Raw genomic sequence first — 14,795 nt, 5'->3', positions numbered from 1 at the left:
ATCATTTGATCTTAGAGATGGTTCGTGTTTGCTTTCCGTTGGCGCTTTGGAAATGCGCATAATACATCCCGTTGCCCAGCCTGGATCCGTTGAAGTAAATAGAATAATTTCCGGGCGGGTAGTCGCCATCTACCAGGGTCTCGAGCCACCGGCCTTCGTCGTCCGCGAGCCGGATAGACACGTGGCCGCCCGTGGTCTTGAAGAAGATGGTAGTCGTATTGCTGAAAGGGTTGGGATAATTGCTGATGAGCGCATTCCCCGAGAGGGTGGGGGCGCTGGGATGGCAGGCGCTGTCACTGATGATGGGCAGGGGATCATAATTCGTATACATAATGGCTTCCAGCCCTGATTCGTCTACGCAGAACCAATTATTCAGCATGGTAGAGTAGACATTCCTGAAATCATATTGGAAATCGAGATTGTCGTTGACGTTGACGTTAGCGGGTACGACAGGCGTATTGCCGGTGACGCCGGGGGTTACTCCGTTGCCAAAGACAAAGACCGGGGCTGCGCTGCCGTGGTCGGTGCCGGTACTGGCGTTGCTTTTTATCCGGCGGCCGAATTCGGAGAAGGTCATGCCCAGCACCCGCTGTTCGACCTGGAGATATTTGAGGTCGTCCTGGAAGGCCTTGATCGCGTCCCCGACGTTTTGCAGGAGGTTGGCGTGCGTACCTGTTGTGGTGTCGGTGGAATTCACCTGGTGCGAGTGGGTGTCAAAGCTGCCGTAGCTGACCAGATAGAGCGGGGTGCGGAGGCCGCCTGCGATGAGGCGGGCGACGATCTTGAGCTGATCGGCGAGGGGGTTGTTGGAAGGGTAGGTGGATTGTTGGGGCACTTTATTTGCGGCGGCCTTGATCACCTGGGCATATTGCTGGGTCTCCTGTGCGATGGTGCGAACGTAGGTGAGTTCTTTTCCGGCGGGAGTATTTGGGGCGGGGTCCTGGACGCCGTTGAGCAGGTTATAGAAATTGGTAGGGTTGGTTATGCTCATCGCCATGTTGATGTTGGGGCCCTGGAAGTTGAGGGTGGAGACAGAGCCGATGCGGATGCCGAGCGGGTCGGGCATATTGTTGTTGGGATAGCCGTTGGGGAAGCCCGGGTACTCATAGTCCAGCTGACGGCCATTCCAGCCCGTGTCCAGCACTGTGGCACTGTCCGATGCCGTCATCCAGATATCTGTCGCCCGGAAATGCGAGAAGCTGGGGGCGGGATAGCCTACGGATTGAATGATGTTCAGTTTGCCTTCGTTATAGAGGCTTTGCAGGCCAGTCAATGCAGGATGGAGGCCGATCTTATCCACGCCGGTGAGGGCTAGCGCTTTTTCCTTCGGGATATAGATATTGGGTCGGGCGTTGATGTATTCCGAGTAATATTCGAGGGGGATCACCGTGTTGAGTCCGTCGTTGCCACCCTGAAGCTGGACCAGGACCAGGACGTGGTCGGTGGTTTGGGGTGGACCCATCATTGCCCGGACAAGGGGATGGCCGGCTGCCAGGGCGGACAGTTGAAAGCCTCTGAACAGCGAAGGGATAGCCAGGCTGGCCGGTACGGCGTTCTTTAGGAATTCTCTGCGATGCATATCAGCGTATTTTGGTTTGCGGCCCGAACCGGGGCCGATTTTGGATTACGGTGCCGACTGAGGCCGGTCTTTAGATCAATTGATATTCAGACAGGTCCATAAGGTATTTCAGCAGGTCGCGGAGGTGGCCCAGGACGATTGTCGTATTGGCCATATCGGCGGGGTTTGCGACATATTCTGCCCAGGCGGTGGTCCAGTAGGTGTCGTTGGTCTGTCCGCCCAGCAGGATGTCGGTCTTGATAGTTGCCCGGGCGTCGTCGGAGAGGGGGATACGATATAGAATGTTGATGCAATCCAGCAGCAGCTGGTTGGGGTCGGAGGGGTTGGGCAGGGATTTGGCGAATGCGCCCCAGTCGATCTTTATGCTATGTCCATTGAGGGAATAGCCGGTAACCACGAGGGCGTCGGAGTATTGATTGCGTTTGGGCAGGATGTCCGAGTTGAGCCAGAGTTCGTAGAAGTTGGGTTCCTGGTAATAGGCCGGCCAGCCGCTGACATTGGGTGGGTCGCCGATGTTTTGCGCCATATTGGTGACGATGCCGACCAGCCAATTAAAAAATCCGTAGTTGCTCGCATAATCGCTTGCAGGGGGAAAGGTTATATTGAACTCCCGGCAGAGGCCTACTACGAAGTCACATGGGCTCTTGATCATGGAGCCGGGTATAAGGGCGTCGAAGAAATGCTGGCTTTGCAGCAGGGTCGAGAGTACGGGTTTTAGTTCGAAGTTGTTGGCGCGGAAGATGGCGGCCAGGGGAGTGATGACGTTTGCTTCGACTGTATCGTCGATGTCATAGTAAACGAAATAACGATAGAGGCACCGACAGATGTATTTTGGGGATTCGTCGGTGCCCAATATCATATCTATGAGAGCGGCTATTTCGGTGGCGCCTGCATTCGCATCCGACTGTCCCTTTATGACGGTATTGTTATAAAAGGCTGAGAATTGTTTGTCTGTTGAATCATGCCTTTTAGGATTGAAGAAGGATGAGATGGTGGTGGAATTGTTCTGCCAGCCGGTGAGGACGTGGGCGGCGGCCTTTACATCGGCTTCGGTGTATTGGGAGCCCGGCCCCTTGCCGACGGTGAACAGCTCCTGCAATTCCCGGCCATAGTTTTCGTCCGGCGCCGAGGCGGTGTTATATTGTCCGTTGAGGTAGACCAGCATGGCCGGATCAGTGGTAACTTGCAGCACGAGGGTGCGGAAATTACCCAGGGCGTTGGTGCGAAGCATGGCGTGATGCTTGTATACGAACTGGGAGTTGCCGACCGTGGTAGTCTCGGTGGAGAAGTGGTTGTGCCAGAACAGCGTCATTTTTTCCAGCAGACTGCGGTCCTGGTTGATCATCAGCCCCATCCACCATTTTTTGAAAGACGCCCGCCGGTAGCTGTCGACGCTGCCGTCATTGTTTGCATCGTTGACCCAGGTGGTTCCCATGGCGATGTTATTGTCCGGGGTCGTGGCGGTAGCGGGGGTGGTATATTCTTTTACGGGTGGTGGGGGAGCCGTAGAGGCGGGGGTTAGTAATTCGGCGACGGCGGCCGACAGCGTCTTATTCTTGAAATGCGCGATGTCCGATACGCTGGCTCCGAACAGGCAACGCTTCAACAGGTGAGTAACCTCATTGTCTGTCCATGGGCCATTGTAGGGCGTCAGTCCACTGGAAGGGGGAGCAGCCATAGCAATGAAGATTAGCAATTAGCCATTATGATACCGTGGGGGTTTAGACTTAGGGTGCGGATAAAAGTTTAAAAGTATTTTTAATTTTATTTTAATGACCATATGACGACCGAATTCCTGGTTCAATTCATCCGCCGGCACTCGATAGCCGCGCTGGCTACCACCTCCGGGAACCACCAGCCGGAGGCCGCTATTGTCGGTATTGCGGTGACGGACGACCTCGAGATCGTATTCGACACTGTGCGGGGTTCGCGTAAGTATCCCAACCTGATCGAATGCCCGCGGGTGGCCCTAGTGATTGGCTGGAAGCATGAAACGACTGTCCAATATGAGGGGGTGGCCAGGGAATTGGCGGGTGCGGAGGATGATGTGTACCGGGAGGTGTACTACTCTGTCTACCCGGATGGCAGGCAGCGAGCGGCCACCTGGGAGGGCCTGGTACACTTTGTGGTGCGGCCGCAGTGGATACGGTATAGTAATTTTAATGAGCCGGTGAGGATTGAAGAAATGCGGTTTAGTTGAGGCCTTGCTTCTGCTGCTGATAGTGTTCTTTGCGCTGTTCTTTCTCATCGTCCATTTCGGGGCCCTTCTCTATTTTTCGCCAGTCGATGGTCTTGTTGTACCGCTTCATCGCCACCTGCGGGTCGAAGACCTCGGTCGAGGGGAAGATCAGGTCGTAGGGACGGAAGTCGGGCTTATCGGTGAAGAAATCCTGCAGGAGGGTTGCCGTAGCGTCGTATTGGTTGACATAGGGGACGTCGAAGATGGTGTAGATCGTTTTCAGGATGGAGCCGAAGTTGGCGTGTACGTGTGAGGTATACCCCCGTTTTACGTAGGGACCGGCCATCATCAGGATGCTGCGGTGGGCGTCGATATGGTCTACTCCGCCCTGGGGGTCGTCTTCGGTGATGATGACCAGCATCTTCTTCCAGTACGGTGTACGGGACAGGAAGTGCAGAATGCGACCCACGGCGATGTCGTTGTCGGCTACATAGGAATGGATGAAAGGATAGCCGTCGGCGGGGCGGGGGCGGGCGGTGTGGTCGTTGGGCACCTGCATCGTGATCAGCCGTGGCATCTTGTGTTTGCCGTCGAGCCACATTTTTGTGAATTCCGACTCGAACTGCTCCATACGAAACTGATCGGGGATGTTGGTATTAAAACCGGCGTAGTTGTGGCTGGTGCGGGGCCAGAGCGCCTTTTGCATCGGCACCATTACGGCATGGGAGGCGCCGGTGGCCGTGTCCATCCATTCTTCGCGGACATGGGCCGTCTCGTTGGCTTCACCAAAATTATAGAAGGAAATGTGGCTGCGATCGAGCGCTTCCCAGAGGCCGCCGCGTTCGGCATAGTCTTCGGGGTCCATGCTTCCGGTGGAGCCGGGGAAGCGACGGCCCGAGGCTTTGGAGAAGATCTTTGCCGTCTTATCGACGCTGGAATTAGCTTCCACCCATTCGTTGGGGATGACGCCCAGCATCCAGTGGTGGCCATGGATGGAGGCATCGCTATCACAGTAATAGTTGTCCGAGTAGGTGAATTGCCGCGCCACCTTGAGATGATTGGGCGCAATATTCATATGGACGAGCGTCTTGTCTTTTGCGATGAGGTTGACGTCGATGCCAAACCGCGCCAGGGTGGAGTCGCCTTTGCCAGTAGGCATCTGGCCCAGCACCTCATCATAAGTGCGGTTTTCTTTTGTGATGTAGACGATGTATTCGATGGGGCTCTTGCGGATATGCTGGAGAGGCGGCAGGGGATTGCGGCCGTCGTCGGTGACGCTGGTCTTTGCAAAGGTATTGGCGATGGCCTGCCGGGTATAGAGCGCTAATTGGGTGGAGTCAGGCGTGACGATCTTTTGGTATGTTCCGAGTTGAATGTCGCCGATGTACGTTCCCTGGATGGGCCGAACGAAGTGTTGACCGCCGTTGGGGCCTGCGCCGTAGCCACGGCAGGAGATGACATACAGGTGTTTTTCGTCACGGCTGAGCAGCACGCGTGTGGGGCCCCAGCCGGTGGGGATGAGCCCGGTGGTTTTGCCGGTGGGGAGGTCGATGACGGCGATGGCATTGAAGCCGAGCAGGGCTACGTAGAGTGTCTTTTCGTCTTTGCTTAGCGTGAGGCCGAAGGGGAGCAGGCCGCGATAGCGGTCGATCACCGGGTCGACGTGAATGGGGATGGTGGCGGCGATGCGGTGGTTGCGATAGTCGATGACGGAGATGTTATCGTTGGTGGCGTTGGTGACATAGGCGAAGTTGCTGCCTACTGCGAGGGAATTGGGGCTGGCGCCGCCTACGACTTCGGCCCCTTCCACCATTTGGCCGATCTGGTGGCCGGGTTTGTAGCGATCGGTTATAGTGTTGGTGGCGAGGTCGATGGCATAAACGCTCATGGCTTCCGGGGCCAGCGGATCGCCAACGCCGGGGATCTTCCTACCGTTGAAGGTATACCCATTTTTTGACTCCGGCGTGTTGTCGCCATAGGGATGAAACGGGATCACCTTATTGTTGTAGTTGGCCGGGGTTATGTCGGGTAGCAGAGGGTAGTCGTACATACCGACATTGGCCTCGAACACTATTTTGTGGTCCGGGCTGATGGCAAGGCCGAAGGGTTGTCTGCCTGTGGGGATGGAGGCAGTGATCTTTTTTGTAGCGAGATCGATGCGGACGAGGCGGAAGTTGCCGCGGTCGAGCACCAGCAGTTCGTTGTTGTCCGCGTTGTAGAGCAGGTCGGAGGTGAAGCTATCTTCATAGTCAACGGTGTCCGAGGGGTTATGACCGTTGAGTGAAAGGGAGTCTATGCGTTGGAGGGTGGTGAGATCGTAGCCGATGACGGCGCCGTTGTCACCGCCGCTGAGGTAGACCGTCTTCGAATCGGGGAGGAAGGCCACGCCCAGGAACGAACTGCCGGAGAGGGGCGAGCGGATCGAGCCATCGTAGGAGGGAACTCTTATATTCGCGAGGGTGGAATTATTGATGATGGTGAATACGCCGTCGTGGATGGTAACGGTGGTAGCGCCATCGGGGGAGACCGCCATGCCGAAGGGATCATGGGTCAGCGTGATGGTTTGGCCTGCGGGTGTGCAGAAACGGCCACTGGGCAGGATGCTGGCGCCTGTCGTATCGATGTGGGTGTAGGCCGCGACGCCGGGCACGGAGAGGACGGTGTAGGTTTGTCTCTGCTGACCCTGGGTGATGAGGGCGAAGAAGATGGCGGAGAGAAAGAGGGGGAGGCGGCGCATGGCAGTAGTATTATTGGTTAAAAGTAGGATACAATTATTACCTTAGGATTAAATCATCAAAAGATGCGGGAGCGGATCCAGCTCGTCCTCAAATTCTTATTTCTTGTTTTCCTGATTGCCATCGTTGTATTCATATGGGAGAGTCTCCCTATCATCAGCGGTTATGCGGCGAAGGTAGCCTGTTCGGGCATTTTTGTGGCCGGGCGGCAACCCAACCAGGTGTTGCGGCAGGACCTTGCTTCTTTTCCGGCAAACCTGGCTTCCTGTACGGTCGACCTGCAGGATAGCAGTGTCACCGCTTCGGTGTTGGGTTTGGCGAGCCGTAAGGCTATTTACCGGTGGAAGCTTGGGGCTACGCTGGTGAGCAATGGGGTGAGTGAGGAATCGTTGCGCGAGCAGCATATCCCGCGGTGGGCGGCTCCTGTTGTCAACACTGATACCATCGATTGGCCGATGGGCGACCGGGTCGGGGCGATGAGGACGAATGGGATTGCTTTTGATGAAGGAGGGAAAGGGTTGACGGACATCGACACGGTTCAGCTACAGGCCGCGTTGGGGCTTGCTTTTGGGGAAGGCGGGGCGCCGGTGACGGGGACGAGGGCCGTGCTGATCGTGTATCACGGGCGATTGATCTTCGAGCGATATGCACCGGGTTTCGACCGGCATACGCGATTGTTGGGCTGGTCGATGACAAAGGGGATCACAAATGCGTTGATCGGTATCCTGGCGGGGCAGCATAAATTGAATATCGAAGAGCCGGCGCCTGTTGCCGAATGGGCGATCGACGAACGGCGTGACATTACGCTGGCGAACCTGCTGCACATGAATAGTGGGTTGCGCTGGTGGGAATTCTATGGGGGCCCGAGTGATGCCACCCAGATGCTTTTTAAAGAGGCGGATATGGGTGGATATGCCATGCGCCGTCTTCCGCGGCATGCCCCGGGCACCGTTTTCAATTATTCCAGCGGGACGGCGAATATCCTTTCTTCCATTATCCGGAAGGCTGCCGGCGAAGACGATTATTATCATTTTCCCTATCAGCAGCTGTTTGAGAAGACGGGCATGTACAGTGCTGTGATGGAGCTGGATGCGAATGGCACCTTTGTTGGCTCCTCGTATTGTTATGCCACGGCGCGGGACTGGACGCGATTTGGGCTGTTGTACCTGCATGATGGAATGTTCAACGGGCAGCGGGTGCTTCCGGAGGGCTGGGTGAGGTGGACGGTGTCGGGAGAGGGGTATGGCGCGTTGTGGTGGTTGAACCGGGGCCCGGTGGAGGGCCGCCGTCATCCCGAATTGCCGGCCGATTGTTTTTCGAGTGAAGGATATGAAGGGCAGTATACCTGGGTTATTCCTTCAAGGGATGTGGTGATAGTGCGACTGGCGATGGAGCATGGGAACAAATTGAGTCCTGATACATTTGTGCCCCAGGTGTTGCGGGCTTTGCGCTGATTTTTTGGGCGGATTGAGCTATCTTCGGTGGATGAGACTTAGCCTTTTATCGATGATGTTTGTGTTGGTGCTGGCGACGGATGTAGCTGTTGCCGGTGGCCCTTCCTTTGTTATTACCCATTATGGGGCGAAGGGGGATGGGAAGACGATGAATACCCGGGCGATTCAGCGGGCTATCGATGCGGCGGCCGCCGCAGGCGGCGGTATTGTAGTTGTACCTTCAGGGAAATTTCTGACTGGGGTGATCACGCTGAAGTCGGGCGTGGAACTGCATCTTGCGGCGGATGCGGTGTTGCTGGGGAGTACGCGGCGCAGCGACTATGGCGGTGAGCGTGCTTCGGCGCTGATCGTGGCCGACGGGCAGCAGGGTATTGCCATCACCGGCGGCGGTGTCATCGACGGTGAGGGACGCGAAGTGGTAGAAGATGTTTACCGGATGTTGAAGGCGGGTACCTTGCAGGACCCCGACTGGCAGAAGGAGAACCCCTGGCATCAGAAGCGACCCAATGAATACAACCGGCCGGGGATCATCCATTTTACCCATTGCACCAATGTGCGTCTTGACAGTGTGCTGCTGAAGGATGCGGCCTGTTGGGTGCAGACCTATACCGAGTGCGACCATCTGTCATTGACCAATCTGCGGGTGCAGAGTACGGCCTATTGGAACAATGACGGTATCGACGTTGTGGACTGTAAGGACGTACAGATTACGGGTTGTGTGGTGAATGCCGATGATGATGGCATTTGCCTGAAATCGAGCAATCCGGCCAGCCGTTGTGAGAACATTCTTGTTGCGCACTGTGATGTCCGGAGCAGCGCCAGCGGCATCAAATTCGGGACGGCGTCTTTTGGGGGATTTAAAAATATTACGATAAAGGATGTCACCGTTCATGATACGTACCGGAGCGCTCTTGCGCTGGAGTGTGTCGACGGGGGCGCCATGGAGAATGTGACGGTGGAGAATGTGGCGGCGGTGAACACAGGTAATGCTCTTTTTATCCGATTGGGGCATCGCAATCAGCAATTGCCGCCGGGGAGCGTCCGGCATGTGACGATTAAGAACCTGCATGTCGAGGTCCCTGCGGGGAAGCCGGACAAGGGGTATGAGATGGAAGGACCGGAAATGGGCTATGCCCATAATTTTTTCCCGGCTTCGATAGTCGGGATCCCCGGGCACCCGGTGGAGGATGTTGTCTTTGAAAATGTAGAGATTGTTTACAAGGGTGTCGAAGACAAAAGTTTGGGCCGGTATGGGTTGGATTCGCTCGCCTACGTGCCGGAGAATGAATCGGCGTACCCGGAGTACTCTATGTTTGGTGAACTGCCGGCATGGGGCCTTTATGTCCGGCATGTCAGCGGGCTGCAGTTGCGGCAGGTGACGCTGCGGCATCAGCAGGAGAGTTTTCGGCCGGCGATGGTATTTGATGATGTGAAAGGTGTGAGCGTGGAGGGCGCACCATAAAAAAACCGACCAGGACAGCAACGGATATCCTCCGGAGCATCCCAGCCGGTATGGGTCGGGGTATAATGAGGTGAAGCCAGATTGCGTTGAGGATCAATTACCAGTTGTGGGTGACAGAGGAAGTTGCCAGGAATAAGGGGAGGCACGTATGTGGACGCGCTAAGATAGGTGTTTTTTTGAACAAAGAAGGAAATTTCCCTTAGTGCAGTTCGATGCGGCGGCCCTCTTTAGACGACCGGGTTGCCGCATCGAGTATACGGACGACGATGAGGTTATTGGCAAGGGAAGAGAGGTCGTTTCCGGGGTCGGTCTTGCCCGAGAGGACGCTGGAAAGATAGGCGATATTATCGCGATAGACGGCGGGGTGGACGGCGACGCTGTCATAGGTGTTTTTGACCCGCTGAAGGAGTTGCCTGTCATTCAACGCGTGCAGGTAGCCGGTAGTTCCAAATACTTCCCAATCTTTTATGCTATAAGGCCAGTTCCAGGAGGCTTCGATGATGCCGGTGGCGTCGGGGTATTCCAGCAGGATGGTGGCGTCGTCATCTACTTTTGGGTAGATGGATGGTTTTATGTGGTGGGTGACGGCGGTGACGGCGATGGGTGCTTTGCCGTGCATGAGCCAGGTCATGAGGTTGGCGCCATAGCAGCCGAAGTCGCGGAGGGCTCCGCCGCCGTTCTTTACCGGATCGGTGAGCCAATTGAGGAAGTCAGGGCTGCAGCCTATCTCCTTCGGGCCCTGGTGGCCGTCGTGTACGATCATTTTGCGGGTAACGCCGATGATGTTGCTGTTGACCATTTCAAAGATCTGCTGATTGGTATCATACCAGGTGGTTTCATAATTGGTTAGCACCTGGATATGGTATTGCGCCGCGAGGGCGGCGATGCGTTCGGCATCTTTTACGGTTGTTGCAAGCGGTTTTTCCACCATGACGGAGATGCCTTTCGGGGCGCAGGTCTCGACTACGCCGAGGTGTTCGGAGATGGCGTTGTATGCCAGCACCGCGTCGGGATGGGTATGTGTGATGAGGTCGGAAAGGTTGTTGTAGAAAAGGGAGTCGGGCAACTGATAGCTTTTCTTATAGCGGGCGATGAGCTGTGCATCGGCCTCGGCGATGCCGGCGATGATCACCTCTCCGCGTTTGTATTGGTGCATGATGTTGTGGACGTGGTCGTGTGTGAGTCCGGCGACTCCCACGCGTAGAATCTTTTGCCCCGGGGCTGTGGATGCAAGAATGCAGGCAAACAAAATACACAGGGTTCTCTGATAGAAGACGTTGATTATCATATCGGTTGTTTGCTTATTAACATATGATTTGCAACAAGTAAGGATTTGTTATGAAACTCTGGCGGTGTTATTGCATCTATGTAATAAGAGCTTCAAATTTAAATATATGAAAAAGACCATTCTATCACTCAGTTTATTGTTAGCCATGATTTTCATGGCTGCAGGAGTGAAAGCACAAGTAAGCTTCGGCGTTTCCGTAGAATTTGCCCCTCCCGCTATACCTGTTTATTATCAGCCGCCCTGTCCTGTAGAAGGATATATTTGGATACCCGGTTACTGGGCATGGGATGATGACTATTATGGTGACGATGATGGTGGATATTATTGGGTACCGGGTTATTGGGCTGCACCGCCGGAGATCGGTTTTCTTTGGACGCCTGGTTACTGGGGTTGGTCAGAAGGTTATTATCTCTGGCACACCGGTTATTGGGGTCCGCACGTAGGTTTCTATGGCGGTATCAACTATGGTTGTGGTTATGGTGGTATAGGGTATGTCGGTGGAGAATGGTATGGCGGTCGTTTCCGGTATAATACAGCCATTACGAATGTCAATACCACGATCATTCACAATACGTATATCAACCGGACGGTGATCAATAATAATGTATATGTCAACAACCGCGTAAGCTATAATGGCGGTCCCGGCGGTATCCAGGTCCGGCCGGGTGCGCGGGACCAGATGGCGATGAACGAACGGCATATCCAGCGTACGGATGGACAGTTGCAGCATCAGCAGACGGCTATGCACGACCGGAACGCTTTTGCCAGTGTGAACCACGGCCGGCCGATGACTATGGCGACGGCGCGGCCGGTGAGTTTGAACACCACTCGTCCTGCGGCGTCGGTACGGCAGCCGTATAACAGACCGCAGCAGCAGTTTAACCAGATGAGCAGACCGCAACAGCAATATCGCCCGCAGTCGCCAATGATGAACAGGCCGCAGGCTCAGCCGCAGTACCGGCCGCAACAACAGCAGTTTCATCAGCAGCCGCAGTACCGGCCTCAAACGCAGTATCGGCCGCAGCCGCAACAGCAGTATCGCCCGCAGCCTCAATATCATCCCCAGCCGCAGTTTGGTCAGATGAACAGGCCGCAGCCGCAGTATCGCCCGCAGCCGCAGCAGCAATATCGTCCGCAACCTCAGTATCGTCCGCAGCCGCAGTTTAGTCAGATGAGCCGGCCGCAGCCACAGCAATTTCGCCCGCAACCGCAATTTCATCCCCAACCGCAGATGTCGCGGCCTATGCCGCAAGGTGGTGGTGGCAGGCCCGGTGGCGGCGGTGGTGGTGACCATCGTCCCAGATAGACGCGGATAATAAATAGCTTTGTATTTTTAGGCCATGAAACAGTTTGTTCTCATGGCCTTTTTGTTTTGGCCCCTGTTTGCTGCTTTACAGGGGATGGGCCAGCCCGGCTGCCGCCACGACGCCCCGGCAGGCGTTTGGCTTTGTTTTTGTGGATTGTAGACTTGTCGCGGATACGGCGGCGAAGAAAGTTTTTCTTGGGAGGCCCTGGCGACCTTTTGCCCGGACGGTATATATCCGGACGGAGATGGGCGAACATATTGCCCCGGCGGGATGGGATAACTGGCGAAACCCGGAGAATGAGAAGACCGCCTATTATGCTGAATACGAGAGTTCGGGGCCTGGCGGGGCCACTGCCGCAAGGGTTGGGCTGGTCGCGGCAGCTTGCGTCCGGAGAAGCGAAAAAATATACGATAGAAAACATCCTGGGGGCATGGGTTGCCGTATTTAAATGAAGAAAGCCGCAAGGCAACCGCCTATTATAAAGCCCCGTTTGTTCTACATGCCTGCATAGACCTCTCTCCACAAGAATTTTTTGACCCCTACGTAGAAAGCCGGTTTTGCGCTGCTTAACTCCCGCGCCCCTGGGAGATCGTCAAACGTCAAAATTGCTGATTATGAATACTATTCAACGATTGCTTATGCGGCTGCCGTCCATTCAGAGACGCTGGCCGCTGCTGGCCTGCCTTCTACTGGCAACTGCCTGTCACAAGCTGATCTTCATTAACAACCATCATCTCCGGAGTTTCCAACAGGTGAACCTGGTGGCCAATAAAAGCTCGTATGGCGCGGGGCTCACCGACTCGACCCTGCAGAACGCCTGGGGTCTGGCCTGGTCGCCCTCGGGTATTGCCTGGGTGAATTCGCAAGCGGGGCATGTCAGTGAATTGTATACGGCGGATGGAGCCATCGTGCGCCCACCGGTGGCCATTCCCTCGCCCGGAGATACGATCGGCGGGAATCCAACGGGTATCGTATTCAATTCTACCAAGGGGTTCAGGATCGCCAATGGGAAGCCTGCTGCCTTCATTTTTGTAGGCCTGGATGGCGTCCTGTCGGCCTGGAACGGGGGTTCGGGCAACAATGCCCAGAAGATCGGGCACGATTCGACTTCGGTCTTTACCGGGCTGGCGATCGATTCCAACGCTGCAGGGCAGACCTTTATCTATGCTGCCGATATCTTGTCAGGGAAGATCGTCGTATGGGATACGGCCTGGAAGCCGGTGGCCATGACGTTTACGGATGGGTCGCTTCCCATGGGTTATGCGCCTTATAATATCCAGTCGGTGGGCGGCTGGCTGTATGTAACCTATGCCAAGGTGAAAGCAGGCGGCTTTCCGGTCTTCGGTGTCGGCCTGGGTATCGTAGATATTTTCAAGGGGGATGGTTCTTTTGTGAAGCGGTTTGCTACTGGTGGTGATTTGAATGCGCCCTGGGGGATTACGATGACGCCTGCCAATTTCCTGGCGAGTGCGGACATGGGAAACGATGAAGGCGATGATGAGGGTCATAATAATCAAGGTGATGACAACGATCAAGGTAATGGCAATCTGAATGAGCCGGTGATCCTGGTAGGAAACCTTGGGGATGGACGGATCAATGTCTTTTTGCAGAATGGAACGTTCAAGGGGCAGTTGCAGAGTAACAAAAAGACCATCGTCATCGACGGGCTTTGGGCCCTTGGTTTTCCGCCCACTACGGACACGGCCGTCAATCATATGCGGTTGTATTTTACCGCGGGACCGGTGAATCAGGCTGATGGGCTGTTTGGATATTTGCTCAAACAATAAGTATCTTGGTGGGCTAACATATATAGCTTATACTATGAGAAAGTCCACCAAGATCTTCCTAACCCTTCTGGGTATCCTTGTTCTCGCCGTAGTGGCGCTGGGATTGTTTGTAAAGAAAGTATTGCCCAATGTGGGGCCACCTGCCGATCTGCATGTACAGATCACCCCGGGAAGGGTGCAACGCGGAAAGTATCTCGCCAATAATGTGGCCGCTTGTATGGCCTGTCACAGCAGCCGGGATACCAGCCTTTATGCGGGTCCTATAAAGGACAGCACGCTTGGCAAGGGTGGCGAACTGTTTAGCAAGAGTGAAGGGTTCCCGGGGAACATCTATGCGCCTAACCTCACTCCTTATCATTTGGATACATGGAGTGACGGAGAGCTTTTCCGGGCCATCACCACGGGTGAAAGCCGCGACGGGCATGCGCTTTTTCCCCTTATGAACTATCCGACCTATGGCAAGCTTGACCAGGAAGATATCTTCAGCATCATCGCTTATCTGCGTACCCTTCCTTCCATACCCAATGAAGTACCGGCAACGGAACTGGATTTCCCGGTGAGTTTTATTGTCAATACCATCCCTGCGCGTGCGGCGATGGAGCAACTGCCGGATAGTAACAATGCGATTGCCTACGGGAGATACCTGGTGAGGATGGCGAGCTGTATCGAGTGTCACAGCAAGGTGGACAGGGGTAAAATTGTTGCCGGATCGGAGTTTGGCGGGGGGCGGGAATTTATTGTGGGTGGGAAGACGATCGTTTCCTCGAATATCACTCCGGACAGGGAGACCGGCATCGGCAATTGGAGTAAGGAGTTATTCGTCCGGAAGTTTAAGCAATATGCGGATAGTGGTTATGTGCCGAAGCCGTTGGCGATGGGTGAGGTGAATACGCCGATGCCATGGCAGTCGTATGCGGGGATGAGGGTGAAGGACCTGGAGGCTATCTATGCTTATTTCAGGAGTTTCAAGCCTATTCGCAGCGAGGTGAAGTAGCGTATGCAGC

At 55.2% G+C, this 14,795-nt stretch carries 11 protein-coding genes; 7 read left to right on the top strand and 4 right to left on the bottom strand.

Features of this window, described 5'->3' with window-relative positions; all coding sequences use genetic code 11:
- Window position 1: 1 nt before the first annotated feature.
- On the bottom strand, window positions 2-1,579 hold the full coding sequence (locus tag IEY39_RS23585; protein WP_188936352.1) for a DUF1501 domain-containing protein: 1,578 nt from the start codon (window positions 1,577-1,579) through the stop codon (window positions 2-4).
- A gap of 70 nt (window positions 1,580-1,649) precedes the next feature.
- Entirely contained in the window at window positions 1,650-3,257 is a 1,608-nt protein-coding gene (locus tag IEY39_RS23580; protein ID WP_188936350.1) for a DUF1800 domain-containing protein, read from the bottom strand.
- A gap of 102 nt (window positions 3,258-3,359) precedes the next feature.
- Here IEY39_RS23580 and IEY39_RS23575 point away from each other — a divergent pair, with 102 nt between their 5' ends.
- On the top strand, window positions 3,360-3,779 hold the full coding sequence (locus IEY39_RS23575) for a pyridoxamine 5'-phosphate oxidase family protein (RefSeq protein ID WP_188936348.1): 420 nt from the start codon (window positions 3,360-3,362) through the stop codon (window positions 3,777-3,779).
- Here the strand turns inward: IEY39_RS23575 and IEY39_RS23570 are convergent.
- Window positions 3,772-6,495, bottom strand: a complete 2,724-nt coding sequence (locus IEY39_RS23570; protein WP_188936346.1) for a YncE family protein — start codon at window positions 6,493-6,495, stop codon at window positions 3,772-3,774. The two genes, IEY39_RS23575 and IEY39_RS23570, sit on opposite strands and share 8 nt — an antisense overlap.
- Before the next feature lie 63 nt (window positions 6,496-6,558).
- On the opposite strand from IEY39_RS23570, the gene IEY39_RS23565 reads away from it, so the two are divergent.
- Entirely contained in the window at window positions 6,559-7,947 is a 1,389-nt protein-coding gene (locus tag IEY39_RS23565; protein ID WP_188936344.1) for a serine hydrolase domain-containing protein, read from the top strand.
- A gap of 31 nt (window positions 7,948-7,978) precedes the next feature.
- On the top strand, window positions 7,979-9,409 hold the full coding sequence (locus IEY39_RS23560) for a glycoside hydrolase family 28 protein (RefSeq protein WP_229689057.1): 1,431 nt from the start codon (window positions 7,979-7,981) through the stop codon (window positions 9,407-9,409).
- Between the two features lie 199 nt (window positions 9,410-9,608).
- Here IEY39_RS23560 and IEY39_RS23555 read toward each other — a convergent pair whose 3' ends face one another.
- Window positions 9,609-10,697 carry a Gfo/Idh/MocA family protein gene (locus IEY39_RS23555; RefSeq protein ID WP_188936341.1) on the bottom strand — a complete coding sequence of 363 codons (1,089 nt, stop codon included), beginning with the start codon at window positions 10,695-10,697 and terminating at the stop codon, window positions 9,609-9,611.
- A 106-nt stretch (window positions 10,698-10,803) separates the two neighbouring features.
- On the opposite strand from IEY39_RS23555, the gene IEY39_RS30095 reads away from it, so the two are divergent.
- The 4 genes from IEY39_RS30095 to IEY39_RS23535 all read left to right on the top strand — a co-directional run bounded on the left by IEY39_RS30095 (window position 10,804) and on the right by IEY39_RS23535 (window position 14,785).
- On the top strand, window positions 10,804-12,003 hold the full coding sequence (locus IEY39_RS30095) for a hypothetical protein (protein WP_262892878.1): 1,200 nt from the start codon (window positions 10,804-10,806) through the stop codon (window positions 12,001-12,003).
- Between the two features lie 77 nt (window positions 12,004-12,080).
- Window positions 12,081-12,452, top strand: coding sequence for a pectinesterase family protein (locus IEY39_RS23545; RefSeq protein ID WP_229689056.1), 372 nt, complete (start codon window positions 12,081-12,083; stop codon window positions 12,450-12,452).
- A gap of 166 nt (window positions 12,453-12,618) precedes the next feature.
- On the top strand, window positions 12,619-13,791 hold the full coding sequence (locus IEY39_RS23540) for a TIGR03118 family protein (protein WP_188936339.1): 1,173 nt from the start codon (window positions 12,619-12,621) through the stop codon (window positions 13,789-13,791).
- A 34-nt stretch (window positions 13,792-13,825) separates the two neighbouring features.
- Window positions 13,826-14,785 carry a c-type cytochrome gene (locus IEY39_RS23535; protein WP_188936337.1) on the top strand — a complete coding sequence of 320 codons (960 nt, stop codon included), beginning with the start codon at window positions 13,826-13,828 and terminating at the stop codon, window positions 14,783-14,785.
- Window positions 14,786-14,795: the final 10 nt, after the last annotated feature.

The sequence above is a fragment of the Puia dinghuensis genome, assembly GCF_014642875.1.
In the GTDB taxonomy this organism is placed as follows: Bacteria; Bacteroidota; Bacteroidia; order Chitinophagales; family Chitinophagaceae; genus Puia; species Puia dinghuensis.
This window is presented reverse-complemented; position numbering and strand designations above follow the sequence as displayed.

What these genes read in the sequence shown, in the direction of transcription:
- IEY39_RS23585 (WP_188936352.1), bottom strand. Translation starts at nt 1,579, where the DNA reads ATGCATCGCAGAGAATTCCTAAAGAACGCCGTACCGGCCAGCCTGGCT.
- IEY39_RS23580 (WP_188936350.1), bottom strand. Translation starts at nt 3,257, where the DNA reads ATGGCTGCTCCCCCTTCCAGTGGACTGACGCCCTACAATGGCCCATGG.
- IEY39_RS23575 (WP_188936348.1), top strand. Translation starts at nt 3,360, where the DNA reads ATGACGACCGAATTCCTGGTTCAATTCATCCGCCGGCACTCGATAGCC.
- IEY39_RS23570 (WP_188936346.1), bottom strand. Translation starts at nt 6,495, where the DNA reads ATGCGCCGCCTCCCCCTCTTTCTCTCCGCCATCTTCTTCGCCCTCATC.
- IEY39_RS23565 (WP_188936344.1), top strand. Translation starts at nt 6,559, where the DNA reads ATGCGGGAGCGGATCCAGCTCGTCCTCAAATTCTTATTTCTTGTTTTC.
- IEY39_RS23560 (WP_229689057.1), top strand. Translation starts at nt 7,979, where the DNA reads ATGAGACTTAGCCTTTTATCGATGATGTTTGTGTTGGTGCTGGCGACG.
- IEY39_RS23555 (WP_188936341.1), bottom strand. Translation starts at nt 10,697, where the DNA reads ATGATAATCAACGTCTTCTATCAGAGAACCCTGTGTATTTTGTTTGCC.
- IEY39_RS30095 (WP_262892878.1), top strand. Translation starts at nt 10,804, where the DNA reads ATGAAAAAGACCATTCTATCACTCAGTTTATTGTTAGCCATGATTTTC.
- IEY39_RS23540 (WP_188936339.1), top strand. Translation starts at nt 12,619, where the DNA reads ATGAATACTATTCAACGATTGCTTATGCGGCTGCCGTCCATTCAGAGA.
- IEY39_RS23535 (WP_188936337.1), top strand. Translation starts at nt 13,826, where the DNA reads ATGAGAAAGTCCACCAAGATCTTCCTAACCCTTCTGGGTATCCTTGTT.